The 26,683-nt window shown below is 45.1% G+C and carries 31 protein-coding genes and 1 tRNA gene; 28 read left to right on the top strand and 4 right to left on the bottom strand.

Features of this window, described 5'->3' with window-relative positions; translation table 11 throughout:
* Position 1 precedes the first annotated feature (1 nt).
* The 24 genes from I592_RS22340 to I592_RS19310 all read left to right on the top strand — a co-directional run bounded on the left by I592_RS22340 (position 2) and on the right by I592_RS19310 (position 21,967).
* A complete protein-coding gene (locus I592_RS22340; RefSeq protein ID WP_010778861.1) occupies positions 2 to 454 on the top strand; it encodes a glycine/sarcosine/betaine reductase selenoprotein B family protein in 453 nt (150 codons plus the stop codon).
* A 27-nt stretch (positions 455 to 481) separates the two neighbouring features.
* A complete protein-coding gene (locus tag I592_RS22335; protein ID WP_208856172.1) occupies positions 482 to 727 on the top strand; it encodes a hypothetical protein in 246 nt (81 codons plus the stop codon).
* A gap of 133 nt (positions 728 to 860) precedes the next feature.
* Positions 861 to 1,598, top strand: coding sequence for a proline reductase cluster protein PrdD (prdD, locus tag I592_RS19410; RefSeq protein ID WP_010778863.1), 738 nt, complete (start codon positions 861 to 863; stop codon positions 1,596 to 1,598).
* A gap of 27 nt (positions 1,599 to 1,625) precedes the next feature.
* A complete protein-coding gene (locus tag I592_RS19405; RefSeq protein ID WP_010778864.1) occupies positions 1,626 to 2,105 on the top strand; it encodes a glycine/sarcosine/betaine reductase component B subunit in 480 nt (159 codons plus the stop codon).
* Between the two features lie 66 nt (positions 2,106 to 2,171).
* On the top strand, positions 2,172 to 3,188 hold the full coding sequence (locus tag I592_RS19400; protein ID WP_010778865.1) for a proline racemase family protein: 1,017 nt from the start codon (positions 2,172 to 2,174) through the stop codon (positions 3,186 to 3,188).
* An 18-nt stretch (positions 3,189 to 3,206) separates the two neighbouring features.
* Entirely contained in the window at positions 3,207 to 4,094 is an 888-nt protein-coding gene (locus I592_RS19395; RefSeq protein WP_010778866.1) for a hypothetical protein, read from the top strand.
* A gap of 370 nt (positions 4,095 to 4,464) precedes the next feature.
* Complete coding sequence (selD, locus tag I592_RS19390; RefSeq protein ID WP_010778867.1) at positions 4,465 to 5,487, top strand: selenide, water dikinase SelD; 1,023 nt, start codon at positions 4,465 to 4,467, stop codon at positions 5,485 to 5,487.
* 49 nt (positions 5,488 to 5,536) lie between these two features.
* The gene (gene yedF, locus I592_RS19385; RefSeq protein ID WP_010778868.1) at positions 5,537 to 6,130 is read left to right on the top strand and encodes a sulfurtransferase-like selenium metabolism protein YedF; all 594 of its coding nucleotides are present in this window, start codon (positions 5,537 to 5,539) and stop codon (positions 6,128 to 6,130) included.
* A gap of 101 nt (positions 6,131 to 6,231) precedes the next feature.
* Positions 6,232 to 6,498: a putative Se/S carrier protein gene (locus I592_RS19380; protein WP_010778869.1), complete on the top strand. Its 267-nt coding sequence runs from the start codon at positions 6,232 to 6,234 to the stop codon at positions 6,496 to 6,498.
* A 4-nt stretch (positions 6,499 to 6,502) separates the two neighbouring features.
* Positions 6,503 to 8,380 carry a selenocysteine-specific translation elongation factor gene (gene selB, locus I592_RS19375; RefSeq protein ID WP_010778870.1) on the top strand — a complete coding sequence of 626 codons (1,878 nt, stop codon included), beginning with the start codon at positions 6,503 to 6,505 and terminating at the stop codon, positions 8,378 to 8,380.
* 41 nt (positions 8,381 to 8,421) lie between these two features.
* Positions 8,422 to 9,546 carry an aminotransferase class V-fold PLP-dependent enzyme gene (locus I592_RS19370; RefSeq protein WP_010778871.1) on the top strand — a complete coding sequence of 375 codons (1,125 nt, stop codon included), beginning with the start codon at positions 8,422 to 8,424 and terminating at the stop codon, positions 9,544 to 9,546.
* 15 nt (positions 9,547 to 9,561) lie between these two features.
* Positions 9,562 to 10,938: an L-seryl-tRNA(Sec) selenium transferase gene (gene selA / locus I592_RS19365; RefSeq protein WP_010778872.1), complete on the top strand. Its 1,377-nt coding sequence runs from the start codon at positions 9,562 to 9,564 to the stop codon at positions 10,936 to 10,938.
* A 28-nt stretch (positions 10,939 to 10,966) separates the two neighbouring features.
* A complete protein-coding gene (locus tag I592_RS19360) occupies positions 10,967 to 11,467 on the top strand; it encodes a CD3072 family TudS-related putative desulfidase (protein WP_010778873.1) in 501 nt (166 codons plus the stop codon).
* The gene (locus I592_RS19355) at positions 11,464 to 12,009 is read left to right on the top strand and encodes a CD3073 family putative ECF transporter S component (RefSeq protein ID WP_010778874.1); all 546 of its coding nucleotides are present in this window, start codon (positions 11,464 to 11,466) and stop codon (positions 12,007 to 12,009) included. Before I592_RS19360 ends, I592_RS19355 begins: the two co-directional genes overlap by 4 nt.
* Positions 12,010 to 12,438: 429 nt before the next feature.
* Positions 12,439 to 14,025 carry a ribosomal protection-like ABC-F family protein gene (gene abc-f, locus I592_RS19350; RefSeq protein WP_010778876.1) on the top strand — a complete coding sequence of 529 codons (1,587 nt, stop codon included), beginning with the start codon at positions 12,439 to 12,441 and terminating at the stop codon, positions 14,023 to 14,025.
* A gap of 153 nt (positions 14,026 to 14,178) precedes the next feature.
* Positions 14,179 to 14,538, top strand: coding sequence for a YxeA family protein (locus tag I592_RS19345; protein WP_010778877.1), 360 nt, complete (start codon positions 14,179 to 14,181; stop codon positions 14,536 to 14,538).
* An 80-nt stretch (positions 14,539 to 14,618) separates the two neighbouring features.
* Positions 14,619 to 15,371, top strand: coding sequence for an ABC transporter ATP-binding protein (locus I592_RS19340; RefSeq protein WP_010778878.1), 753 nt, complete (start codon positions 14,619 to 14,621; stop codon positions 15,369 to 15,371).
* 13 nt (positions 15,372 to 15,384) lie between these two features.
* Positions 15,385 to 17,187, top strand: a complete 1,803-nt coding sequence (locus I592_RS19335) for an FtsX-like permease family protein (RefSeq protein WP_010778879.1) — start codon at positions 15,385 to 15,387, stop codon at positions 17,185 to 17,187.
* Positions 17,188 to 17,444: 257 nt separating this feature from the next.
* Positions 17,445 to 19,511: an LTA synthase family protein gene (locus I592_RS19330; RefSeq protein WP_010778880.1), complete on the top strand. Its 2,067-nt coding sequence runs from the start codon at positions 17,445 to 17,447 to the stop codon at positions 19,509 to 19,511.
* Positions 19,512 to 19,720: 209 nt separating this feature from the next.
* A complete protein-coding gene (locus tag I592_RS19325) occupies positions 19,721 to 20,077 on the top strand; it encodes a DUF1622 domain-containing protein (protein WP_010778881.1) in 357 nt (118 codons plus the stop codon).
* A 138-nt stretch (positions 20,078 to 20,215) separates the two neighbouring features.
* Positions 20,216 to 20,312 (top strand) — tRNA-Sec (locus I592_RS21500).
* Between the two features lie 66 nt (positions 20,313 to 20,378).
* Entirely contained in the window at positions 20,379 to 20,810 is a 432-nt protein-coding gene (locus tag I592_RS19320; RefSeq protein WP_139243528.1) for a hypothetical protein, read from the top strand.
* A gap of 647 nt (positions 20,811 to 21,457) precedes the next feature.
* Positions 21,458 to 21,658, top strand: coding sequence for a cold-shock protein (locus I592_RS19315; RefSeq protein WP_010778882.1), 201 nt, complete (start codon positions 21,458 to 21,460; stop codon positions 21,656 to 21,658).
* An 81-nt stretch (positions 21,659 to 21,739) separates the two neighbouring features.
* Positions 21,740 to 21,967 (top strand): hypothetical protein, encoded by a 228-nt coding sequence (locus I592_RS19310; protein WP_010778883.1) that lies wholly within the window; start codon positions 21,740 to 21,742, stop codon positions 21,965 to 21,967.
* Between the two features lie 45 nt (positions 21,968 to 22,012).
* Here the strand turns inward: I592_RS19310 and I592_RS19305 are convergent, their stop codons facing one another.
* Both I592_RS19305 and I592_RS19300 read right to left on the bottom strand, forming a co-directional pair.
* The gene (locus I592_RS19305) at positions 22,013 to 22,480 is read right to left on the bottom strand and encodes an ImmA/IrrE family metallo-endopeptidase (protein WP_010778884.1); all 468 of its coding nucleotides are present in this window, start codon (positions 22,478 to 22,480) and stop codon (positions 22,013 to 22,015) included.
* A 4-nt stretch (positions 22,481 to 22,484) separates the two neighbouring features.
* Complete coding sequence (locus I592_RS19300) at positions 22,485 to 22,811, bottom strand: helix-turn-helix domain-containing protein (protein WP_010778885.1); 327 nt, start codon at positions 22,809 to 22,811, stop codon at positions 22,485 to 22,487.
* Between the two features lie 221 nt (positions 22,812 to 23,032).
* Here I592_RS19300 and I592_RS19295 point away from each other — a divergent pair, with 221 nt between their 5' ends.
* Positions 23,033 to 23,422: a RinA family phage transcriptional regulator gene (locus I592_RS19295; RefSeq protein ID WP_010778886.1), complete on the top strand. Its 390-nt coding sequence runs from the start codon at positions 23,033 to 23,035 to the stop codon at positions 23,420 to 23,422.
* A gap of 167 nt (positions 23,423 to 23,589) precedes the next feature.
* Positions 23,590 to 23,805 (top strand): BhlA/UviB family holin-like peptide, encoded by a 216-nt coding sequence (locus I592_RS19290; protein ID WP_044926766.1) that lies wholly within the window; start codon positions 23,590 to 23,592, stop codon positions 23,803 to 23,805.
* An 82-nt stretch (positions 23,806 to 23,887) separates the two neighbouring features.
* Here I592_RS19290 and I592_RS19285 read toward each other — a convergent pair whose 3' ends face one another.
* Positions 23,888 to 24,622 (bottom strand): class I SAM-dependent methyltransferase, encoded by a 735-nt coding sequence (locus I592_RS19285; protein WP_099046867.1) that lies wholly within the window; start codon positions 24,620 to 24,622, stop codon positions 23,888 to 23,890.
* Positions 24,623 to 24,707: 85 nt separating this feature from the next.
* On the bottom strand, positions 24,708 to 24,923 hold the full coding sequence (locus I592_RS19280; RefSeq protein WP_010778888.1) for a hypothetical protein: 216 nt from the start codon (positions 24,921 to 24,923) through the stop codon (positions 24,708 to 24,710).
* Positions 24,924 to 25,591: 668 nt separating this feature from the next.
* Here I592_RS19280 and I592_RS19275 point away from each other — a divergent pair.
* Together I592_RS19275 and I592_RS19270 are read left to right on the top strand one after the other, a co-directional pair.
* On the top strand, positions 25,592 to 26,023 hold the full coding sequence (locus I592_RS19275) for a universal stress protein (protein ID WP_010778889.1): 432 nt from the start codon (positions 25,592 to 25,594) through the stop codon (positions 26,021 to 26,023).
* A gap of 73 nt (positions 26,024 to 26,096) precedes the next feature.
* The gene (locus I592_RS19270) at positions 26,097 to 26,525 is read left to right on the top strand and encodes a universal stress protein (protein WP_010778890.1); all 429 of its coding nucleotides are present in this window, start codon (positions 26,097 to 26,099) and stop codon (positions 26,523 to 26,525) included.
* Positions 26,526 to 26,683: the final 158 nt, after the last annotated feature.

Here is a 26,683-nt window from a genome sequence, read left to right as displayed (position 1 = left end):
CATGGGCTTAACAGTCTTTGAAGGGTTACAGTCAGAAATTTTTGTGCCGATTACGCCAAAATCTGTCTTTACCCCTGTGAAAAAAGAGCTTAAAGAAATGCGTGTGGCATTAGCAACTGCTGCCGGCGTACATTTGAAAACAGATAAACGATTCAACTTAGCGGGTGATACCACGTACCGCGAAGTACCAGATACAGCTAAAGTAGAGGAATTGATGGTTTCTCACGGCGGGTACGACAATGCCGATGCAAACCGTGACATCAATGCGATGTTCCCATTAGATCGTTTACATGAACTAGCGGCAGAAGGATTCATCAAAGAATCTGCACCTGTCCACTATGCTTTCATGGGCGGCGGCGGAGACCAGGACGCATTCCACGATGTAACTGGACCAGAAATCGCACAAAAATTAGTAGAAGAAGACGTCGATGCTGTCGTCTTGACCGCTGGCTGAGGAACCTGTCATAGAACTGCCGTGATCGTGCAGAGAGCTATTGAGGAAGCGGGAATTCCTACTATTTTAATCGCCGCGTTGCCACCAGTTGTACGCCAAAACGGGACACCACGTGCCGTTGCTCCGCGTGTACCAATGGGTGCGAATGCCGGTGAACCACATAACATTGAAATGCAGACAGGTATCATGAAAGATACTCTGGAAGCACTTGTAGCAATCGAAACGCCAGGGAAAATTGTTCCTTTACCTTATGAATACATTGCCCACGTCTAGAACATGAGGCGGATGGATTAAGTATTCAGCGTCGAGAAATAAGACGAAAAGCCTAAAAATCGTTGCGGTTATTCGCTTATTTCTAAGACGCTGCTTATTCAATCGCCGTTTATATTGGAAGTAGGTGTGAATAATGCGAGGCGAAACGCTAAAAATCAAAGTGTTTCATATGGAAGACGTCACCAGTGGCGACACCTTCCGTCTTGAACCCACTCGTTTGCAGATCAAGCAAAACTTTGACTGCGGAGACGCCGCTATTCAGAAGCTGACGATTCGATTGCTCCCACCGCATCAGCATAATGTTGAGACCAACACCATCATGGATATCCTTCCGATCTCCACGAAGGTGCTGGGCGCGCTGGGGTCTGGGATCACGCATACACTTACCGGTGTTTCAGTCGTCATGACTGGGGCTATTGAGGATGGAGAACAAATGCATGAATTTGGCTCTTCTGAGGGTGTATTGCGTGATCATTTAGTATTGAATCGAGCAGGGACGCCTAACGCAGAGGATTACATTCTTTTGATTGATCTTCTAGCGAAAAAGGGGACTCCTTTTAATCGTGAGCTCTGTCTTAAAATGTTTGCGATCGTAGACGACTATATCCAAGAAATTCGCGAAAAGCTGAAGATGCTGGAAGGAAAAGAAGCCTGTGAGACCCATGTCTACGAAGACAAGACCAATCCAGGCAAGCCGAAAGTGGCTTTGGTGAAGCAGGTGGCGGGGCAAGGAGCGATGTACGATATGCTTCTTTATCCGAATGAACCTAGCGGCTTCAAAGGCGGCTGTTCCATCATCGACATGAACAATATGCCCGTCTTCTTGTCAGCGAATGAGTATCGCGATGGGGCGATTCGTTCGATGGTTTAACGTAACTAATGGATAGGTGGTGGTGGTATGGGGATCGGCCCATCAACCAAAGAAACATCTTTGCATCATTTTCAAGACCCACTGGTGGATCTGTTAAGCAACGATCCTGATATCGATTTTCAAGGAGTGGTTGTCGTTGGGACGCCGCAAAGCAACGCCATGAAATACCTCGTTGGTCAGCGTACGGCTGCATGGCTGGAAGGGATGCGCACGAATGGTGTGATCGCTTCGACCGATGGCTGGGGGAATTCAGATGTTGATTTTGCGAACACTTTGGAAGAGATCGGCCGCCGAGAGATTAGCGTGATTGGACTCAAGTTCATTGGTACACAAGCGAAGTTTGTTGTAGAAAATGACTTTACCACGCACGTTTTGGATTTCAATAAATCAGAAGCGGGGATCGAAACAGAGGTCGTTGGTGAAAATACGATCAATCAGCGAGATGCTGTTAAAGCGCTTGCGTCGATCAAATTGAAAATGCGAAAAGACAATCAAGAAATACGATAACTGTTTGAAAAAATAGAAATAGTGGATGAAAAAATCATTCACTAGTACGAACAAGGGAGGATAATCATGAAAGTATCAAAAATGATCTCAGCAATCGACACACATACAGCAGGTGAAGCTGCCCGTCTGATCATCGGTGGAATTCCTAAATTCCCTGGTGAAACAATGGCTGATAAGAGAGCCTATTTGGAAAACGAAGCAGATGACCTTCGTAGAATGTTGATGCTGGAACCACGAGGACACCGCGATATGTTCGGCGCCTTCATTACAGAGCCTGTTCACAAAGAAGCAGACTACGGTATCATTTTTATGGATTCAGGCGGCTATTTGAACATGTGCGGCCACAACACGATCGCAGCGATGACTTCAGCAGTAGAACAAGGCTGGGTAGAGGTCAAAGAAGGCGAACGTGAAGTCAAAGTGGTTCAAGATACACCAGCCGGAATCGTTCACGGAACGGTCCATCTGGATGAAGATTATTCAGCAGAATCTGTGTCATTTGAGAACGTGGAATCATTCCTTTATAAAGAAAACGTCACAGTTGATGTTCCGGATATCGGAGAATTGTCGATGGATATCTCCTTCGGCGGCAGCTTCTTTGCGATCTTGCCAGCCGCATCTGTTGGTCTGGAGATCAAACCAGAGAACGCATCGAAATTCAATGATCTTGGGATGATCATTCGTGATGCAGTGAACGAACAAATCGACATTCAACATCCAACATTGTCGCATATCAAAACTGTAGACCTTGTGGAATTTTATGGTCCAGCAACGAGCCCTGATGCGACGTATCAAAATGTGGTGGTCTTTGGTGATGGACAGGTAGACCGCTCGCCATGCGGAACGGGAACCAGTGCCAAGCTTGCGACATTATACGGCAAGGGCGAAATGAAAGTCGGCGACACCTTCGTGTATGAAAGTATTCTTTGCACGAAGTTTAAAGGGGAGATTGTGGAAGAAGCTGAAGTTGGCGGATACAAAGCAATTATTCCTCGCGTAAGCGGTTCAGCGTATGTCACAGGATACAACTCATTCTTGGTTGATCCGAAAGATTCCTTGAAGGATGGATTCCTTTTAGGATAAAGATGAAGGAGGGGTAATATGGTAACGATTTTAGTAACATTATTTGCGGTGGTTCTAGCGGCACAAGCGGCTGGGATGGTCATTGACTTCTTGAGACACAAAGGCGACGACGGTGGCGGCTCATGGGGCGGCGGACTTGGGATTGGTTTTGTAACGAACTTTTTGGATACATTGGGAATTGGTAGTTTTGCCCCAACGACATTGCTTTTTGATGTCACCAAACAATTGAAAAACCCTCGTCATTTACCAGGAACATTGAACGTGGGACATGCGATCCCCGTATTGACACAAGCGATTTTATTCACGACGACAGTTGCCGTCCAACCATTAACGTTGGTTGCTTTGATTGGTTCAGCGACAGTTGGTTCGTATATCGGTTCAAACTTTGTAACAAAATTACCAGCTAAAAAAGTCCAATTGTATATGGGTGTTGCGTTGATCGCAACGGCGATCTTGATGGCTTTGAGACAGTTAGGGATGATCGACATCTTGGGTGCTGATAATACAGCGACTGGGTTGAGCGGTATCCGTTTGATCATCGGTGTTGTTGGAAACTTCATCTTCGGTGCGTTGATGACTGTTGGCTGCGGCTTGTACGCACCATGTATGGCTATGGTTTATATGCTTGGGATGAGTCCATTAGTTGCTTTCCCGATCATGATGGGATCTTGTGCAGGCTTGATGCCCGCAGCAAGTATCAACTTTATCCGTACAGGCGACTACGCCCGTAAATTGAGCTTAGGCTTAGGGATCGGCGGCGTTGTCGGTGTATTCATCGCCTTTACCTTTGTGAAGAGCTTGAACCTGGATATTCTAGTATTCTTGATCGTATTAGTTGTTCTTTATACAGGCGCAACGTATATCAAAAAAGGCTTGTCAAAAGAACCTGAACAAAAAACAGCGTAAGTGCTATCAAAACTACCTGCTTCTTTCGAGCAGGTAGTTTTTTTATGCTGGTTTAGAAAGATAAAAACAGCGGGCCGTTTTTTATTTCCCGCGCGTCAGGGGCCAGCGATGTTGCGTCTCAGAATTTCTTGACGATTGGAGAGGTCATTGGATCGAAAAAAAACCGTCTGAAATGCAAAAAAGTCCCCAAAAAAGAGTTCGTATAAAAAACACGTGACAAGAATCACGAGAATAAAAGAAAATTCTTTATGCAATCGCTTAACACGAGAGAAAAAGGCGTATCTTATTCTTAACAAAGAGAGACGAAAATTTACATAGAGAAACAAAAAACAAACTGTTATAATAGAACACGTGAAGGATGGTGAAGAGGATGGAAACAGTCCAACAATTAATCGTCTGCGGCGGCTGTAATGCAAAAATTGGACCAGGAAATCTAGGGGAGCTCTTGGCAGATTTGCCGAAAGCGACTAGTGAAAAACTACTGGTGGGATTTGATTCAACTGACGATGCTGCTGTTATTAAATTACGAGAAGATCTGGCGATTATCCAGACATTAGATTTTTTCCCAACGATGGTCACTGACCCGTACCTTTTCGGAAAGATCGCGGCGGCCAATGCGCTGAGCGATGTGTATGCGATGGGAGGCGAGGTGCTTTCAGCATTAAATATCGTCGCTTTTCCAGAAGAAAAGGATTTAGGGATTCTAAAAGAAATTTTGCGGGGCGGTGCGGAGAAGGTGCAAGAAGCAGGGGCGATCTTAGCCGGCGGGCACTCGATCCATGATTCGTCTGTTAAATATGGTCTTTCTGTCACAGGAACGATCGATCCAACGAAGATCTACCAGAACAATACGTGTCAGCTAGGCGATCATTTGATTTTAACGAAGCCTTTGGGCGTGAGCATCATTACGGTGGGCTACAGCGCAGAGGAAATCAGTGAAGAGGCATTTGTGAAAGCGACCACGAGCATGGAGACCTTGAATAAATATGCGATGGCGATCATCCGCAACTGCGAGATCAATAGCTGTACGGATGTCACCGGCTTTGGATTGGCGGGGCATCTCCATGAAATGGTGAATGGTCAGTACAGTGCAGAGATCGATTCGGCACGTCTGCCATATTTTGAGGAAGCTTACCAAGGGGCGAAGGAATTTATCTTGACGGCTGGCGGCCAACGCAATCGGAATTATATGGAAGACAAGATCGATTTCCAATTGAATGATTTTGGGATCGAGGAATTGCTCTTTGATCCGCAAACCTCTGGTGGATTGCTGGTCAGCGTACCAGCCGATGAAGCGGCAGCGCTAGTGGCGGAATTACAAGCAGCCGGGATTCCCGCACAGGATTTTGGTACGATCATTGAAAAACAAGACAAGGAATTGATTGTTTATTAATCTCTGCTTGCAGCAGATAATAACGATAAAAAAGAACGGAGTGAACCAAATGTTCAAAATCGATGCATTAGGAAAAGCGTGTCCGTTACCGGTGATTGAAACAAAGAAAGCGTTGAGAGAACACGATGTCGTGGAAACCTTAGTGGACAATGAGATCGCGACACAAAACTTAAGAAAAATGGCGGAGCAGCTTGGCTATATTTATCAGATGGATCAGGATGCGCCGAATCACTACAAAGTGGTCATTTCAAAAGGAAACGCGGACCTGATCGATGACGAGGAGCCGCAGGTCGCTGAGGCGATCGCAACCGTTGACGATTACATCGTCGTGGTGGACACTAATGTCATGGGGCGTGGTTCCGATGAATTAGGGAAAAACCTGTTGAAGGGCTTCATTTATTCCTTGACGGAACAAGATGTACTGCCTGAAAAAGTCATCTTCTATAATGGCGGCGTGCAATCCGTCGTTGAAGGGTCTGATTCGCTAGAGGATATTCGGGGGTTAGCGGAGCAGGGTGTGGAGATCTACGCTTGCGGCGCGTGCCTGAACTTCTATGAGTTGACCGCGGCTGTCGGTGAGGTCACAAATATGTACCGAATCGTAGAAATGATGCGTCAAGCACCAAAAATCGTGAAACCATAAGCCAAACAAACGCATTACCAAATAGTAAAAACGTACAAGTTGAAACGAAAGAGCATTTTTCGAAGGAAGAATGACTAGTTGATCATGAAGGAGCAGTTTTTATGCAAACATACGGAGTTGCGTTGTTTTATTCGACCCGTGAGGCCATGAAAGCTGAGGAAATCGCGAAGAAAGCCCAACTCGCTGTTCGAATCATTCCCACACCGGAAAAGATTCATGCCAGTTGCGGCTTTTCTTTGAAATATCCGCTGGCTGAAGAGGCGTCCCTGACCCTTTTGCTGACAGAAGCGGAGATCGTTTCGGAGGGCTTTTATCATGCGTCTCAAGAGGGCTTGAAGACGGACTATGAATTGATTCAGAAAGGATGACGGAATGGCAAATATAGTGATTGGAACGGCAGGGCATATCGATCATGGCAAGACGACCCTGATCAAAGCCCTGACCGGCATTGAGACGGACACCACCAGTGAGGAAAAGAAACGCGGGATGTCGATCAATTTAGGCTTTGCTTATTTGGACCTGCCGAATAACAAACGCGTCGGGATCGTGGATGTGCCTGGGCACGAGAAATTCATCAAGAACATGGTGGCTGGCTTGCCGGGCATCAATCTGGTTTTATTGGTGATCGATGCGGCAGAAGGGATCATGCCGCAAACAAAAGAACACATCGATATTTTGACCTTGTTGGGCATTCGTGAGTTCTTGTTGGTTTTGACCAAAGTGGATACGGTCGATCCCGAATTAAAGGAGCTGGTGGTCGAGGATATTCGCGACCAGTTGGCAGATACGCCTTTAGCTGACGCGGAGCTGATCGAGACCGATGCGGTGACCGGAACGGGAATCAAGGAGCTGTTGGCAACGATCCAGGCTCATTCGGAAGAGGTTCAGGAGCGTTCAGGCAGCGGGTCCGCACGGCTGAACGTAGACCGCGTGTTCAGTGTCAAAGGATTCGGGACAGTCGTGACCGGTACCTTACTGGATGGATCGGTGAATGCGGGGGACGACCTGTATCTTTATCCAAGTCAAAAAAAGACGCGGATACGAAACATCCAAGTCCATGAGACGGATGTAAAAAGTGCACAAGCCGGGCAGCGGACGGCCTTAAATTTAGCCAACATCGCCACCGACGAGATTCAACGGGGGGATGTTTTGTCGGTATCAGAGAAATTGGAAGACACGTGGATGCTAGATGTCAAAGTCACCTGTTTGCCAGAAGTGGAAACCGGCATCGGTCTTTGGGACCGGGTTCGATTGTTAGTCGGTACCCGTGAGGTGATGGCGCGGACCGTTCCGTTAGGGGTTGATTGGATCGGGCCGGGGGAAGACGGCTTCTTACAGCTCCGCTTGGAAGAGCAGGTAGCTGTCAAAGAGCGCGATCGGTTCATTCTGCGGTCGTATTCGCCGATGCATACCATCGCTGGCGGGGAGGTTCTCGATGCGGCGCCTCATAAACACCGCCGCTTCAAAGTAGAGATTCTTGAAAGCCTGAAGGCCAAAGAAGACGGCAGCTTGGATGAATTGATCGCTGATTTTATGGTCAATAAAAAGCAGCCATTTACAAAGGAAAAAGAGCTGCAAGAATATTTAGGCGCCGAAAAAGAAGAAATTCAGCCTATCTTAGCAGAAATGGTCGCAGACGGTCGGGTGATGGAGACGAAGGTCGGCTATCTGGCACAAGCGAGTTATCAAAAGCTTGCAGAGCAGGCAACGAAGATTTTGTCGTCGTATCATAAGCAATACCGGCTGCGGTTTGGGATGCCGATCGAAGAATTCCGTTCGCGGATGCGAGGGGTTCTTGCTGAGAAGGAAATCTCTACCTTGATTGCTTTATTAAAAGCAGACCTTGTCAAAGAAGCAAACGACCGACTTGCTTTGCAGACCTTCGATGTTGTCTTTAACAGCTACCAGCAGGCGGCGAAAGAAAAAATCGAACAAACGCTTGCGAAAAATGGCTTCACCCCGGTGAAAAAAGGAGACTTGTTTAGCTTAGACAAAAATGCGGAGGAAGTCTTGGAGGCGTTGAACGGAGACACGGTCGTCTTTTTGACTCATGAATATGTGCTATTAGGCACGGTATTTGACCAAGCGGTGAAGGTGATCCAAGACACGATCACGGCTCATGGACAAATGACGCTGGGAGATTTTCGCGATTTGACGGATTCTAGCCGGAAAGCCTCGATGCTGATCCTAGAGTATATGGATAAACAAGGGATCACCAAACGAGTGGAAAATTACCGCGTATTAGGCTAGGACACGAGTCAGAGAACGAAGAAAGAAAGGAGGGCAGAGGAATGGGTATTTATTTGGACAATGCGGCCACGACGGCGCAAAAGCCGTCTGTTGTAGCAGAGGCGATGACAGCGACCCTTACAGGTGACTATGGGAATCCTTCACGCGGTGCCCATGGGTATTCCTTAACAGGGTACCGTGTGGCAGAGAAGGCACGCAATCAAATCAAAGCGCTGTTTCACGCCGATCAGCGGTATGAGGTCGCCTTTACCAATAATGCGACGGTGGCTCTGAATGAAGTCCTAAAGGGCTTGATCCAACCAGGCGATCATGTACTCACGACTTCTTGGGAGCACAATTCGGTCTTGCGTCCGCTGTACCAGTTGGAGGCACAGGGCGCACGTTTTGATGTGGTCTCCAGCGAAGCCGTGACCGGACGTCTACGTTACGACGAGTTTGTTGCAAAGGTCCGCCCTGAAACGAAGGCGGTGGTCTGCAATCAGGCCAGTAATGTCACAGGCAACCTGCTGGATCTCGAATGGGTCAAGGCTTTTTGCGAAGAACGAGGCCTCTATCTGATTCTCGATGCGTCACAAACAGCGGGGGTCGTTCCCATTGATCTGACTGACGGAAAAGTCGCGGCAGTGTGCTTCACAGGGCACAAATCCTTGTACGGGCCACAAGGGACTGGCGGGGTTTGCCTGTTGAAAAATCTTCCGCTGGAACCTGTTCTCACAGGTGGTGACGGGATGCAGTCCTTTTCAAAGGTTCAGCCGAAGGAATTACCGACGTTGCTGGAGGCTGGCACGTTGAATATTCCCGGTTTGGCAGGACTGGCGGCGAGTGTCGAGTGGCTCCAAATCAACGAGAGCGACGGAGCGTTAGGGGATTATTTTTCCAAAGGATTACAGAATATCGAGGGTGTGACGGTGTATGGAGCCTTATCCGATCCGCGAGTGGCTGTCTTTTCCATCAACATCAAGGATGCAGAATCAGCATTGGTGAGTGATATTTTATGGGAAGAGTACCGCATCGCGACACGACCGGGGTATCACTGTGCGCCCTTGATGCATGACGCGTTGGGAACGGCGGATCGCGGAACCGTTCGCTTGTCGCTGTCTCACTTTACGACGCAGTCTGAGATCGACACCGTCTTAGAAGCGATTCAAAATTTGGCGTTACGCTAGGAAAGCAGGTGACCTATGTCAAAAGAAATTCAAACTATTTTAGCCAGTCTGCCTTCAGTGGATGTCTTACTGAAGCAGATCGATCCCGTCTATCCTCATGGGAAAGCGAAGGAGGCGACCCAAGAAGTCGTTGCCCGTCTGCGGGAATCCGTGGTGGAGGGCACACGGAAAACCGTGATTGACCGAGAAGAGGTACTGGCGATGATCCACAAGCAGCTAGAGGAAAAACAATTTTCATTGCGGCGGGTGATCAACGGGACAGGAACCGTGATCCATACAAATCTAGGACGTTCTTCCTTGAGTAAAGCGATCCAAGAACAACTGCTGGCGACCAGTTTTAATTATTCAAATCTGGAGCTGGATCTTGCGAGCGGCAAGCGGGGCTCGCGCTACAGCCATTTGGTCTCTATCGTGAAGAAGCTCACAGGCGCAGAAGATGTCTTGGTCGTGAACAACAATGCAGCGGCTGTCCTGCTGGTTCTGAGTACATTGACGCAGGATAAGGAAGTGTTGGTCTCACGGGGCGAATTAGTAGAGATCGGCGGGGCCTTCCGAATCCCTGACGTAGTGACCTCCAGCGGCGGAACGATCGTGGAAGTCGGCACCACCAACAAGACCCATTTGCGTGACTATGAACACGCGCTGACAGAAGAGACCGGTGCCGTCTTGAAAGTCCACACGAGCAATTATCGAATCGTCGGATTTACGGAAACGCCGAAGCTGACGGATTTAGCAACGCTTGCTCATGCCAACGACTTGCCGCTGATCAATGATTTAGGCAGCGGGCTGTTGATGGATATGCGGCCATTCGGCTTGCCTTATGAACCGACGGTAAAAGAAGTGCTGGATCAAGGCTGCGACATCGTGACCTTCAGCGGTGACAAGCTGTTGGGCGGACCGCAGGCAGGGATCATCGTTGGGAAAAAAGAATACATCGAAAAGATGAAGAAAAACCAACTGCTGCGCGCTTTGCGAATCGACAAGATGACGCTGGCTGCACTAGAAGCCACTTTGGCGCTATATTTAGATGAAAAAGAAGCCTTAAAAACAGTTCCAACGCTGCAAATGATCAGCTTAAGTGAAGAAGACTGCTTAGGAAAAGCCGCAGAGCTTGCGGCGATGCTGCAACCAATCACTGAATTGAGTATAAAAATCGAAAAAGACAGCAGCACGATCGGCGGCGGTTCGTATCCAGAACACTTATTGCCGACGTATGCAGTGGTCTTGAGCTGTGAGAAATTCTCCCCAGACGAGCTGCAAGAGAGATTAAGATTTGCTGTCACCCCGATCATCAGCCGCATCAAGGACAACTGCAATTTCTTAGATATGCGAACCATCGCCGTCGAAGAATTCCCGATGATCCAAGAATGCTTGCAGGAAATCTTCGGATAGTGTATTGGGTTAGTATAAAGGAGTAAACATGAGTCAACCACAAAAACAATTGGTCGCCGTGTCGCATTGTGTTTTGAACCAAAATGCCGTGATCCATGGGTGGGAACGGGCACGGGGCGCCTTTCCCTTCGCGATCGAACTCTTGCGTCGCGGCATCGCGCTCATTCAATTGCCGTGTCCAGAATTTATCGTCTTAGGCGGCGACCGTCCACCGATGACCTACGAGGAATACCACGAGCTGCCGGACTTTCGCCAGACGTGTCAGGAGCTGCTGGCCCCGTGCATCCAGCAGATTCAAGCCTATCAAGCAGAAGGCTATGAATATCTAGGGGTGATCGGGATCAACGAAAGCCCAAATTGCGCCATCAGCGGACAACGCGGCGTATTAATGGAAGAATTTTTTAAAGAATGTCAAAAAAGACAGATTGCGAACAATTATTTAGAAGTGCCCACGTGGTACGAAGAAGAGGAACAACGAGAATTTAATGACTCGTTGCAGGTATTTTTAGAAAGAGGAGTGAAGAAATGAATAGTAAGGCAAAAGTGATCGCCATGTGTGCCATTGCGGTCGGATTGAATGTTGTGTTGGGTGAAGCTGTCTCCATGATGAAGATTCCGCTATTATTTTTAGATACAATGGGAACGATTTATATTGCGGCGAATTTTGGGATGGGCTACGGGATTTTGACCGGAGTAACGACGAATTTGCTGATGGGACTGTTTAGCGGGCCGATGGCGATCCCCTTCGCTTTAGTGAATGTTGCGGTCGCTATCGTCGTAGCGTTATTGGCGAAAAAGGGATTTGGCTATAAGGAAGCGTTGATCGCAGGGATATTGCTGGCCGTTATTTGCCCGATGATCGGTGCACCGATCCGATTGGCCTTGTTCGGCGGCTTTACCGGCTCAGGCACGGACGTGGTCATTATGGCGCTCAGGGCGTCTGGCAAAGAAATGATCAGTGCGACCTATTGGGGCGCGGTCATGGGAAATATCGTCGACAAGATCGTTTCCTGTTTACTGGTCGCATGGTTTATCAAATTGCCGCAGATGAAGCGTTTTGCTGTCAAATGAGCGTGAATGCCTTCTACGGCTGAGGGACTTAGCCTAGAACATTTAAAATGAGTGGGTTTCGACGGAATTGGTTGAAGCTTGCTCATTTTTTGTTGGTCAGAAAAGAATTCTTTGCTGCCGGTTTCAGGTATGGTATTCTTTAGTGGACGAAACACACGAGAGGAGGGAATTTATCAATGGTCTGTGTGTCAAAAATAACGTTGAATGAAGATCGCTTACGTTTTCATATCAGCTTTTGTCATGCAATTGCTTTTAAATCAGTGGTCAAGGGAGAAGTATGCTCAAAAACACTGACAATAAAAGAAAATACATGACCATGTGGTAAAATCCTGAATTTTTAGACGTTTAAATGATAACAGGGTCATGTTTGGAATATCCAAACATGTTTTTTTATTTTTCCCGTGGTCTCGACTAAGGGAGAGAAACACGATGTTGATTCAAGCAAACATGATCACAAAAAAATTTAGTACGAGCCCTGTTTTTGAAGGGTTGACGCTCGCGATTTATCCAGGCGATAAAATAGGCTTAGTAGGAATGAATGGCTGTGGCAAGAGCACGCTGCTGCGCATATTGACAGGCGAAGAAGGGATCGAAGCTGGAACTGTCGCGCGGCGAAAAGGAGTGTCGATCGGGTATGTTCCTCAAACATTGGCCTACAGCGAGACGAGTGTAAAAGACTACTTGTTCAACAGCTTTGAAAAAGTTGCCGCTTTACGCCAACGCTTGCGAAAAATCGAGGAAGCCATGACCGATCCGCAGGCAAATTTCGAGGTGCTGCTGCAAAAATATGGGCAGTTGCAAGAGCGCTATGAAGAAGCCGGCGGATATACATTAGAGGATCGGATCGCTGCTACGATGAAGGGCTTAGGCATTGAGGGAAAATTTGAGGCATCCCTTTCCTCATTGAGCGGAGGGCAGCGTGTCCGCGTTGAATTAGCCAGAGTATTGACAGAACCAGCAGACGTTTTGCTTCTGGATGAGCCGACCAATCATCTGGACATTGACGGCATTCATTGGTTAGAAAAATATTTAAGCCACAGCAAACAGGCGTATCTGGTGATCTCCCACGATCGGGTATTTCTGGATACGGTCGTGACGCGTATTGTGGAGATTGAAGGGGAGCAAGCCGTCAGCTATCCGGGAAATTATAGCAACTATGCACAACTCAAACGCGAAAGAATCGTGTTGCTGCAAAAGAATTTTGACCTGCAACAAAAGGAAATCCAACGGCTGCAGCGGATGAGTCGCCGGTATCGCCAATGGGGTCAGGAAAGCGATAATGAAGATTTTTTCCGTAAAGCGAAAGAAATCGAAAGACGAATAGAAAAATTAAAACACGCGTTGATCACACCGCCAGAATCTGGCAAGAATCGGTTGCAGCAGGTCACGCAAGCCAATCGCTCAGGAAAAGAAGTTCTTGTGGCTGAGGAAATCGGCAAGTTTGTCGGCGACCGCTTGTTGTTCTCAGATTCAACCTTCATGATCTATCGGCAAGAAAGGTTGGCGTTGACAGGCGCGAATGGCAGCGGCAAATCCACGTTGATCCGCTGTCTATTGGGAGAAACTTCGTTGGATGAGGGCACGATTCGATTGGGTGCGAATGTGAAGATCGGCTACCTTCCCCAAAAACTATTTTTTGCCAACCCCAAGCAACGTCTGCTGGCCTATGTGCAAGACGTGCTGCCAGAAGAACAAAAAGCGCGCCGAACACTGGCGCAATTCGGTTTCTTTGCGGAAGATGTGACGAAACGAATCCAAGACCTTTCTGGCGGCGAACAAATGCGGATCTATCTATTGAAGCTTTTGCAACAGAAAATCAACTTTTTGATTTTAGATGAACCGACGAATCATTTAGACATTGCCGGCAAAGAAGAACTCGAAACAATCTTAGTCGCTTATGAAGAAACGATTTTAGTAGTCTCCCACGACCGGTATTTTTTGCGGAAGGTCACAGATGGGCAGTTGGCAATCACGGATGGAAGCATTCGCAAGCACACGTTGCCAGTTATAAAATAGCGTTGGACCAGCAGTCATGGAGCGTGGCTGCTGGTTTTTTTGCGGGAAATGACTGAAATGACAAAACTGTTAGGTGTTTTTAGGCTCTATCAATGGTTGATTTTGCAGGAAGTTTGTATAGTAGGCGTAGAAAGAAAAAAGGAGCAATCAGTGATGAAAAAATTTTTGATTGGTTTGATTAGTTTAATCGTTCTCGCCTATGTAGGCTTACAAATAGCAGATAAAGTTGTGAAAAGCGGGGATGATTACTACGTTCAGATCACCACAGACGGGAAACGTCTCAACGAGAAAGACGATAGCGGCAATGATTTCGTTGATTATAAATATGAATTGCCTGGCTATGACAAGGAAGGCAAGAAAAAGGACTTGGATTTCAACGCCAACAAAGATCGTCCATTGCGACGCGAGGCCTTTCTTAAAGTAACGTGGAACAAGAGCAAAGGGGTCACTTCCTATGAAGAGGTCCAACAAAAGGAACTGCCCAAAAAAGCAGCAGAAAAACTAGGCGTTTAATATTCTGCCAGAAAACAGGTATAAACTTTCAGCATTTCGGTGCTGAAAGTTATTTTTTAAATGAATGTAGGAGTGATAGCATGGAAAAAATCGTAACCGTCGATGCCGTAAAGAAAACCTACGGCAAAGGCAATCAGAAAAAAACGGAAGCCTTAAAGGGCATTTCATTTGAAGTAGAAAAAGGAGAATTCGTCGGGATCATGGGCGCATCAGGCTCAGGAAAATCCACGCTGTTGAATTTATTAGCGACTTTAGACAAGCCGACAGAAGGACAAATCAGCATCAACCAAGACGATGTCACTAAATTGTCTGGCAATCAATTGGCAGATTTTCGAAGCCGCGAGATCGGCTTCATCTTCCAAGACTTTAATTTATTAGAAAATCTAACGGCGGCGGAAAATATCGCTGTGCCCTTGTCCTTGCAGGGCGTGAAGGCTAAAGAAATCCATCGACGGGTCTCAGAAGTCGCGCAGCGTTTGTCGATTGACGGGATCTTAAACAGCTATCCTGCACAAATCTCTGGCGGGCAAAAGCAACGTGTGGCGGCAGCACGTGCCTTGATCACACAGCCGACGATCTTGCTTGGGGATGAACCCACAGGAGCATTGGATTCAAACAGCGCTCGGGATCTGTTGGACACGATGGAGGAATTGAACCAAAAGGACCAAGTATCGATTCTCTTAGTGACCCACGATCCCTTCTCAGCCAGCTATTGTCAACGAATTCTCTTCATTAAAGATGGCGTGATCTATCAAGAGGTGAAACGAGAAAATCAAACGCGGGAAGCTTTTTATCGTCAGATTTTAAGTATTCTCGGGAACTTGGAACAGTAGGGGGTGCCGTTCGATGCTTTTAAAATTATCACTTACTGGGATCAAAGGACGTCTGCGTGATTATATCGTTTTGTTCTCCGGCTTAGTCGTCGCTTCAGGAATTTTTTATATGTTTGAAGGTTTGGCTACAAATACGGCCTTCTTAGAAAGCAACTCCATGGTCAAATCGATCGTGTTCATTTTTCATTTAGGAACGGTCTTGCTGTCGATCATTACCTTTGTCTACATTCTGTATGCCAATTCCTTCTTGATGACGATGCGCCAGAAGGACTATGCGATGTTCATGATGCTTGGGGCAAAAGGACGCAAGATCGCTCAACTGATCTTTATTGAGACGTTTGTGGTTGGCGTCAGTGCTACCATCGTTGGAACCGTGCTGGGCATTGGATTAAGCAGTGTCGTCCAGCAATTATTGGTCAAACAGTTGGCGATCAAGATTACCCATTTCACGGCCGTCAGTTCGTCGGCAGCGTTGTTTACATTGATTTTTTTCACCGTCATTTTTCTGTTGGCAGCCTTTGTCAACGCCATGACGATCGTGAAAAAACCGATCCTGACATTGCTGCGAGCAGGCGAGACACCGATGCCGGCAAATCGCAAACCGTTTACGCTGCTGTTAGAGGTAATTGCGGGCATCGCGTTTCTGGCTATCGGCTATTTCATGATGTCACAAGTCATGACCTTGGCGTTTTTCGCCTTGATCACTGCCCTGATCACGATTGTTTTAGGAACGTATTTTGTTTTCCATTCGATCCTGATCTTCGTTTTAGACCTGTTGAAACGTCGGGACAGTATCGCGTTGAAAAAATTGAACAATTTCACACTCTCGCAACTAAGCTTCCGTATCCAGGATTACACGAGGATTTTATCCATGGTGGCGATGCTCTTTGCTCTTGCATTAGGAGCGATCACCGTTGGGTTGGGCTTCCACAATGAGATCATGAAAATGACGGACGCCACTTCAACCTATGATCTTGTGCTGAACAATGGGCAGGAATTCACCGCGTCTGATTTAAAAGGGCTCTCGACTTCTTCCGATGTGGCGTATCAGCAAAAAGAAGACCAGGATACCGTTTATTACGATCGGGAACAATTCAATCAAACACCTTTCAAAACCAAAATATTTACCTCAAACCGTCAAACAAAGACGGTTGGCTTTGATGGGGAGAAATTAGCCAGCGATGTCACTGCGTCAGACCAGCTCCGAGCTTTGGAATTGCCTGAACAAAGTGCCAAGAAGCATGAATTTGTCTCCAATCAAGAATTTGCGGCGTTGCCGGGAAAAACAACGGAATTACGTCTGATCACGGTGAAGGACTTCGAGAAAGACCGAGACGCCTTGACAAAACTAGCCAATGAGAACTTCCAAAAAAATCCGACATTAGACAAGGATATGGGAGGCATGAGCCAAAAAGCTTTGGTCTATGAGCTATACAACGCCTTGTTCTCAGGCTTTGAATTTATGGGCTTCTTCTTAGGGATCGCCTTTTTGACGATGCTGGCAAGCTGCCTGATGTTCAAGATCTTGTCAGGAGCCAAAAGCGATATCCAACGATACAGCATGCTGGAAAAAATCGGCGCACGCCAAAAGCTCTTAAAGCAATCCATTCGCAAAGAGATCGGCATTCTTTTCTTAGTCCCAGGACTGTTAGGGGTGACCCACGTGCTCTTTGGACTGCAAATGTTCAACACGCTCCTAAGTGATCCCTACAGCAATCTCTGGCTGCCATTCCTGATTTTCTTCGTGCTATACTTTGTCTATTATTTATTGACAGTGTGGATCTATACAGGAATCGTGATGAAACGCGAGGGGTAACAAAAATCCGGCAATGCCGGATTTTTTGTTATTTTATCCCAGTTTCTTAAGAATGTGAATTTTTTATGTCTTTGAAAGTGGGTAAGGGACGCTACAAAAAGCAAGTATATCGGGATTTTTCTTTGCATTTTGAACGTAAAAAAAAGTTTTACGTTCAAAATGTAAAATTGAGCGATGAAGCTTAATTTAAAATGCATTTTTTTAAAATCTGCTCTATAGTAGATACGGACAATTTAATAGAGAAAGAAGTGTTCCGGATGAACCGGGTAAAAAAAGCTTTTAGCAACCGCTGGGTGATTTTACTGACAGCGAGTGTGCTCTTTTGGGCGAAGACGATTTTAGCCTATTACGTAGATTTTTCATTAGGTGTAGAGGGGTCCGTTCAAACCTTCATTTTGTGGATCAATCCAATCGCTACAACCTTGTTGATGTTTGGCGTGTTTTTGTACGTCAAAAAGTTCAAGCCGGCTCTGGTGGTCTTGTTCTTGATGGATCTGTTGAACACCGTGATCCTCTATTTGAACGTGATCTTCTATCGTGAATTCACCGATTTTGTGACGATCAAATCGATTTTAGGCTTTTCTAAAGTGTCGCAAGGCATCTCCGGCAGCTCCTTTGCCTTGATGAAGCCCCATGATGTGTTGTACTGGATCGATTTGGCAGTATTTTTAGGGATTCTGATTTACCTCTTTGCCAAGCGCAAAGAAATCGTCAGCAAGCCTGCCAAAAAAACCGTCGCCATCGCAGTGAGCTGTTTGGCCGCGTTGACCTTCTCAATCAACCTATCCATGAGTGAAGCCGATCGGCCACAATTATTGCAACGGACCTTTGACCGTTCCTATATTGTAAAATATTTGGGATTGGACGCCTTTACCGTGTATGACGGCATCAAGACGGAGCAAACGAACAGTGTGCGTGCCCACGCTTCAAGCAACGGATTAACGGATATTTTGAAATATACCAAATCCCACTATGCGGCGCCTGATCAAAGCAAGTACGGGATCGCGAAGGGAAAAAATATCATCGTGATCCATTTGGAAAGCTTCCAGCAATTTTTGATCAATATGAAAGTGGATGGACAAGAAGTAACGCCGTTCTTAAACAGCTTAGAAAATGACAATAAACAAACACTGGCCTTTGATAATTTCTTCCATGAAGTCGGCCAAGGGAAAACCAGTGACGCAGAAAATATGCTGGAAACAGGTACGTTTGGGTTGCCGCAAGGTTCGCTGTTTACACAACTAGGCTCGGACAATACGTTCCAGGCCGCTCCAGCGATCTTACAGCAGCAGGCAGGCTACACTAGCGCCGTGTTCCACGGAAATGTCGGCAGCTTCTGGAATCGCGACCACGTCTATAAAAATCTCGGTTATCAAAATTTCTTCGACCGCTCCTACTTCAATCAGTCGGATGAAAATCTGGGCTACGGGATCTTAGACAAGGATATGCTGAAGGAGACGGTAGGGCATCTAGAACACCTGCAACAACCGTTTTACTCAAAATTCTTGACTGTTACCAACCACACGCCTTATTTGACGGATGGAAAGAACTTTAATTTCCCTGCATTGAAGACGGGCAACAGCACTGTCGATGATTATGTTCGGACAGCGCATTACTTGGATGAATCGCTGCGCCAATTCTTTGACTATTTAAAAGCGTCAGGCATTTATCAAAACTCGATCTTTATGATTTACGGCGACCACTTTGGGATCTCTGACAGCAACAATAAAGACCTCGCAAAGGCAATCGGAAAAGATTCTACGACTTGGGATAAATTTGACGATTCTCAAATGCAGCGGGTGCCATTGATGTTCCATATCCCAGGCTATACAAATGGCGGTATCCAACATCAGTACGGCGGGGAGATCGACGTTTTGCCCACTCTCCTGCATTTGATGGGAATCGACAATCAAAAATACATTCAATTCGGAACCGATCTGTTTTCTCCAAAACATGATCAAACCGTGGCTTTCCGTAATGGTGATTTCGTTTCACCTGCGTATACGGAATTAGGCGGCGACACCTACGATACGAAGACGGGTGAAAAGGTCGATCCTCAGGCACTGGGTATCCAACCTCAGATCGACAAGGAACAAAAGCAAGTCAAGCAAGCGCTGAGCCTGTCCGACAAGCTGAACCAAGAAAATCTGCTGCGCTTCTATACTCCAGAAGGGTTCACGCCTGTTGATCCGAAGAAATACGACTATCACGATCTGGATAAAAAGAACGCGGAGATCGAAAAAGAGAAGGGCGGCCAATCAACCAGCCTTTACTCGAAGAATGGCAATAAAACGACCACAGCCCTTTATCCACCGATCCAATAGTTTCCAACTGTAAAGAAAAATCAAAAAATACTTTACAAATATAAAGCCAAACGCTGAAAAACTTTCCAAAAAGAAAGTGCCGCAGGGTTTGGCTTTTTTCATGTCTCATTAAAGAAGAAGGAGTCTAATCCCCGCAAGGCTATCATTAGGTAAGTTAGGGAGGCCTTTGGTAAAATAGAGAGGAGCAAAAAAAGAAAGGTGAGGCAACTATGGCAACCTTGGAAAAGTTGATTCCAATTATTTTTCATCCAATCGTGCTGTTATTGGATATTTTATCGATCTGCATTATTTTGTACGGGGCGGTTTTTTCATTTATGAAGCTGCTGCAGCGAGGAAAAGAATCCAGCCAGTTATCTACGCTGCACAAGATCAAATACATTAAAGCCTATCTGGGCAGCTATATACTTTTAAGCCTAGAATTTCTTATCGTCGCCGATATTATTGAAACAATCATTAATCCGACATTCCAAGACATTCTCAAGCTAGGATTGATCGTCTTGATTCGGACCACGATCTCCTACTTCCTAAACAAAGAAATCAACGAATTCTCCGAGCAGCAGCAGTAGAAGCGGTAAAGGCTTAAACCAATTAGTTAGTCATTTTTTAAAAGAAAGAAGTTTCTCAGAGAGGGGAAATTCTTTCTTTTTTTCTTATGAAATTGTTATTGATTCCCCTTTGAATGAATGGTATGATTGTTTTGTTTCGGGAGTGGATGGGTTCTGGTGTTCCCTCTGGTCTTCAAAACCAGTATGAGGAGTTAAGAGCTTCTTGGGTGGGTTCGATTCCCACACATTCCCGCCAATATGATTATTATGTCCGACAAACATTGATACAGAGCGCTTTCTGTTAAATGTTTGTCGGATTTTTTTGATTTCAGTTGCATTTAGTTTAATTCTCAAGATAGTGCATCATACTGGTTTTAATCAAAATGGTAGAATGTTAGAAAATATTATTTTCTGTTTAACAGGTATTAGAAATGCAACAATGCATAATTCTATGATTTTTGATTGCAGATTTAATAACAGTAATTTTTCTTCTCAACTTATAAGTTATTTAGAAAATACTACAGGGATAAAAAACATTGATTTTGAAAGCATAGTAGACTTTTTAATACTGCTTATATTTTTAATGAAAAAGCAGCATACGACAAAAACGGAACTGAACCGCGTAGTATCACAGTTTGATAAAAAAAGAGAGCTACTATATTCATCTATTCCGATGAAAGCATATAGTGAAATATTAGGAACAGATGCTAGGAAGAAAATAAATGGGTTAAAAGAGTATATTTCAAACGGCTAGAATTTTTTACTTTACTCTATAAATAGCTCATGGTACCATTAATATACCAAATAGCGGTGTATTACTTCGGTTTGCACCTAAAAAAGTCGGATGCGTCCGGCTTTTTTTCTTTGTTTTTATCATACTGAATGTTTGGAGTTTATTGAAATACGCCTCACAGTTAAGTGAAATTGAATAAGAATTGTTGATTTTTAAAGCCATGATAAATCCGGTTAAACTCTACATTTAAACCCACACATTCCCGCCAATATAAACGCTACATCCGACGAACGCTATTCCAGAGAAGATCTGTCGAGGGGGGCGTCGGATTTTTTTATTCTCCTTCCTCAATTAATCGTTCGTGTTTACGGTAAAAGGACTAAAAACAGAGAGAAACGTCAACGGTTTTTTTCGTTTGAATGAGGAAAGATACGTTGTCGTGTTTGGGAACAGTTCTTAAGAAAAAGAAGCAAAACTTAATGTTTGAAACAATTAATTCAGGAAATGTTCATGTTTTTTTGCTTTTACTATCTATCCGTGATATAGTAACTGAGTAATACTTTGATATGTGACTAGTTGTTTATCTAGCTTTTCTAAGATACTTTTTTTTACACGTCATTCTTTATTACAAATAAACACACTTGATGTGTAATTGGAGGTACTTTATTATGAATAAAGGTACAGTAAAATGGTTTAACGCAGACAAAGGTTTTGGTTTTATTACAGGTGAAGATGGCAATGACGTATTTGCTCATTTCTCAGCTATCCAAGGCGACGGATTCAAAACTTTGGACGAAGGCCAAGCAGTTTCTTATGATGTAGAAGAAGGCCAACGCGGCTTACAAGCTACAAACATCACAAAAGACTAATTTGTTTAATCGACAGATAACGAAGAAGATCGGAAACGGTCTTCTTTTTTTCTATAATTATTTGAAGGAGGATATTCACATATGGCAAGCACCTATGGATTCAAATCTCCACAACCCTCATCGTTAGGGGAACGCTTCTCGATCGGTCAAGAAGTATTTTTCGAATATAACCAGGAAACGCAACTAGGGATTGTAAAGAACAAGCTGAACAATTCTGCGATCGTAAAAATAATTAAAAGTGAAACCGAAGATTTAATTGATTTCACAACGGTCATTAGTTACGGTGATCTCGTCGAACCTATTATGTAAATAAACACCGACCTTCGCAAACGTGGAGGTCGGTGTTTTTCTTTTCTATTCAAAAAATTCAAAGACGCCTATCGTGCCATCTGCCCGAAAAAGGATGCGGTAATTTTTATAGGACAAGCCTTCTTCATACATTCTTGCGTAGACTCTGACAGCATGCTCGAAGGCTCTTTTCGTGATCCCTAGGTAATCGGCGCATTCCCAGACCGCCGAAAAATGTTCCTTATGGCAGTCAATGATATCCTGTGGCGTGACGACCAATGTGGCACCGACGTCGCGGGCCTTCTGCTCTTGCTTTCGTTTTTCATTCGTATCTTGACTGGTGATATCACCAACACTCGTCAAATAGTGGGCAATTTCTTCTGCGACTGTCTCTGTCAATTCTTCAGGCGACTGTCGCGGGTTCAAATAAACCTGATCATCAATGCATAGGCCCTTCAATCCGTCTGGCATAGCAGGCTCAAAAGTATAATCGATCCCTTGAAAGTCAGCCATCAATTTCTCTGCTTTATCCATCTCATCAATCCTTCTTTGCATGCTTCAGCTTAATAAAATCAATGTAATTTAAGATATCTTCCATTTGTTCTTCTGTGACCTCGTCATCGATATGCGCAGCAACGGTCAGTTGTTTAGAAGAAAAGGCCGTATTTTTTTCACGGCCATGTAAATAATCCAAAGAAACATGAAAAAAATCGGCGAGCTTATTTTGCGTCTCAATATCTGGTGTTCGTTTTCCCTGTTCATAGGAGGCGTAGGTAGTTTTGGCGATCCCGAGCTCTTTTGCCATGTCCATCTGGGTGAGTCGCGGTGTTCTTTTTCTCAAGGCTTTCAACTGTTGGGCAAACATAGGTGGTCACTCCCTTCTAAGACAGCATACCATAACTACGCCTATTTTTCGTATAAAAAGAGACGAAATGTGGACAAAAGAATTTACAGTGTACTCGAAATGTATTACCATTGACTTATAAAAAAGAAATTCAACCTACTTTTTAAAAAAGGCAGGTGTTCATTCATTTAGAAGATGCCTATCTTCTAAGTGTATTTGAGTTATTTTAAGGAGGGCTAGCGATGGAAAAATGGAAGAAAGACTATTTGAAAGGAATCTTGCAGGACTACCCGAACATGCAGGATTATTATTTAGAGCGAAGGGGAAAGCTGCTATTACATCCCACTGAAGCAACAAAGGTGGAAAATACTGACCCAGAAAGCAAGGATCTGTTGATCTCCATTTCATTGGATCGGCAGTTGATCAATCTCGAACGAAACCAAAAGATCATTTCTTATTGTTTGGAACAAGCCACCGGTGAGACGAGAGCGATCATTGAGGGTCTGTACATGTCAAAACAGCCAAAAAGAAATTTGGATCGTATGGCAGAGGACGTTTTTCTAAGTAAGCGGCAGGTGATTCGTTTGCGAGACCAATTTTTTGAAGTGTTAGCCGAGCATTTAGGAATCTAATGTCTTTTTTTTGGCAACAAAACGAACATAAGTTCGCGTATACTAAAGATAGATTTAAGAGAAAGGAAGGGTTCTTATGAGAGAGGAAACACGTGAGCGTTGTCAAAAGAGGGGATCTGGGAGCCGCCGATACGCGGGGCTTCTGTTCGGAAAGTGGGTGAAGCAGCATGGATGCACTTCTTTCTTCATTGCTTGAGAATCCAGAGAGCATCGGTTTTCCGATCCTTTTTGTTGTGTTATTGGTGTGGGTGATGAAACAAAACAACGAACGAGAAGACCGGTATCTGAACACCATTGACGAGCTGACCGGTTCATTGAAGCAGATCGAGAGGATGGAGCGGACGATTCGACAAATTTGTGAAACAATGGAACGAATAAACTAGCAAAAAACCCAGAAGTTTTGAAGCGACCGCCAAAGATTTCCCTTTTGACGGTCGCTTCCTGTGATTCAAACTTCTGGGCGTATTAAGATTGTTTTTCTGCTTTTATAATCAACATCATTGGTCGGCGCATTTCGTCCTTCATACCGGGAACTGCCATCATCGTTTCAGGCGGCATAGGTTCAACGATTCGTTGGATCTGGAACCCATTCGTCAACAAGCTGTCTAGATAGGTCGTCATTGTTCGGTGGTATTTCGTCACATCACTGCCGAGAAAATGGGCCGTGCGCTTTCCTTCGTAAAAATAATTGTCTACTGGAAAATGCGCGATCTGTCCTTTTTCATCGTAGGTCCAATCCTGTGACCCTTCCGCAGTAAAGATCGGATGCTCCACGGAAAAGACAAGCTGACCCTCTGGAACCAACCAAGTGGCGATGTGTTTGGCTAGCGTTTCAAAGTCTTCGATATAATGGATCGCCAGTGAGCTGATCACGATGTCGAAGCTGTTTGGCTCGAAAACAACCGTATCAAAGCTGTCTTTTATAAAGGTGACCGTGGAAAAGGTGTTTTTCTCGCGGGCAACCGCCAGCATTTTTTCCGATAGATCGACGCCAACGACGGATGTGGCACCATGCTCTGCGGCATAAAAACAATGCCAGCCGTAACCGCAGCCAAGATCCAGGACGCGTTTTCCTTCAAAGTCCGGCAATAATCCCTTTAACGTTTGCCATTCGCCTGCACCATCCAAGCCCTGCTTACTGCGGGCCATTTGACTATAGCTGTCAAAAAATTCTTCGTTATCATAAATGTTTGTCATTATAAATTCCTCCATGTAATTGTATTTGTCTTAAACTACATGGAGTACATCTCTTTTGTGTGCAATCATTTGTATATCCTCGCTTTCGTTAAATTTCGTTCATCCAATAGGTACGGTCGATCGGTTCAACAAAGATCTCGAACTCCGTGGACTCGCTTTCAATCATGTGCGTGACGCCATGAACCAATAAAAATTTATCGGGTTGTCTCAATTGCAAGGTGTCACCAACATGAGGAATCATAGAAAGGTCGATCGAACATTCTTCTTTTCGGGTGAGGATGTTTTTTAAGTTGGCTTTATACATATCCTTTCCTCCAATTACGCTGTCTCAACGTACCTAGTTTAACATATAAACAGGTAATGAACAGGGGGGGATTTTGTTTTCGGACAAATTCCAATTTCCGAGCAGGAAGGGACGTTGATAAGAGTTGGAAAATAAAAAAGCGTTCGTTTCCCAGCACGCAAAAAAAGACCGGCCTAGTAGGCAACGGTCCGCAAGTGAAAAAACAAATTCTATAAAGGATGGGTGTATACCCACAGTTAACTATAAATAGAAAAGGCTTTCTAGGCAACTTTTTTGCTCATAGAAAAAGCCGTCGCAGGGCAACGACGGCTGGAGTCCTGGGAAGGAACTCGGATAAACAAATGAACTACTGTTACCTTAACGGATAGCACAAAGAGATACAAGAAAAATGCTCAGAGGGGTGCAGATTATTCTTGAAAATTGAATAACACCTTTTTTTTAATTTTAGGCGTTAGAGGTGTGGAGAGAAACATACCGAAAATTTTCAAATTTGTAAAAAAATTGCCTTATCTACAAAAAAGAAATCGATTATTTATTTTAGTCCAAAAGACTGCTGCGAATAAGCTATCCGCTTTTCACTACGATAACTTTTGTTATCAACGACAAAGTTTCTTTCGTTTCACAGATCGTCTCTTTTCCTTTATAATTTAAGAAAGGAGGCGGTTACAATGATCAGCCACTACAAGAATATATTGGTCGCGATCGACGGGTCGAATCACTCTGAACACGCGTTTGATGAAGCGGTGAAAGCGGCGAAACGCCACGGAGCCAAGTTGAGTGTTATTTCAATCATCAATGACAATGAACTCTCCACCAGCGCCTTTTCCTTCAGCAAAATCTACGCGGCAGAAAAAGAACAGGTTGAAAAAGAGCTGTTGAAAAAAGTGCACGACGCATCCCTTAAGAACCTTGAAAACGTGGAGCCTTTTGTCGAGTTGGGCAATCCGAAAGAAAAAATCGTTGAATTTGCGAAGGAAAATGAGAGTGACATGATTTACTTGGGTGCGACAGGAAAAGGGGAGATTCGTCTCTCACGGATCGGCTCGACCGCAGCCTATGTCGTCAATCATGCCCCCTGTAGTGTAACCGTCATTCGGTAGAGCACCTATCTTTTATGAAGGAACGATCCAATACAAAAGTCAATAGAATATGAACAGCGGAGGAGTAGGTAGTATGATCAGCAGATATAAGAATATTATGGTTGCCGTGGATGGTTCCGACCAGTCGGAAGGCGCGTTTTTTGAAGCGATCGGTGCTGCGCGACGGAACGATGCGAGGCTGTATGTGGTTCAAGTGATTGATGATTCCAGTATTTTGATGAGCAGTGCGCAGCCGATGGATGATATTTTAGCAGAAGAGTCTCAGCAGGCCAAAAAGTACCTTGAAAAGCTGCAGGAACGAGGTCGTTACCAAAATATGGAGATCGTGCAATATATTGGGAATCCGAAAAAGGCGTTAACAGAAGAATTGCCTAAGCAGTATGCGATCGACTTGATTTATGTCGGCGCCACGGGGAAGGGCCGTTTTCAACGGCTATTGGTAGGTTCCACCAGCGGGTATATCGTGAATCATGCCCCCTGCAATGTGATGGTCGTAAGATAACAACAGGTTTTGGCGAATGCGTCTTCGTCAAGACCTTTTTTATGAACAAAAAAAGGCACCTACCGTGGATTCACAGCAGGTGCTTTTAATGCAATTTCGTGTCTTTCACTGAGATGTCACTCCTCATTCGTTTTAAGGAAATCATTTTACCGTTGCAT

The sequence above is a fragment of the Enterococcus gilvus ATCC BAA-350 genome (genome assembly GCF_000407545.1).
Taxonomy (GTDB): Bacteria; Bacillota; Bacilli; order Lactobacillales; family Enterococcaceae; genus Enterococcus_A; species Enterococcus_A gilvus.
The sequence above is the reverse complement of the archived record's forward strand: the minus strand, read 5'-3'. Positions and strand labels throughout refer to the sequence as shown.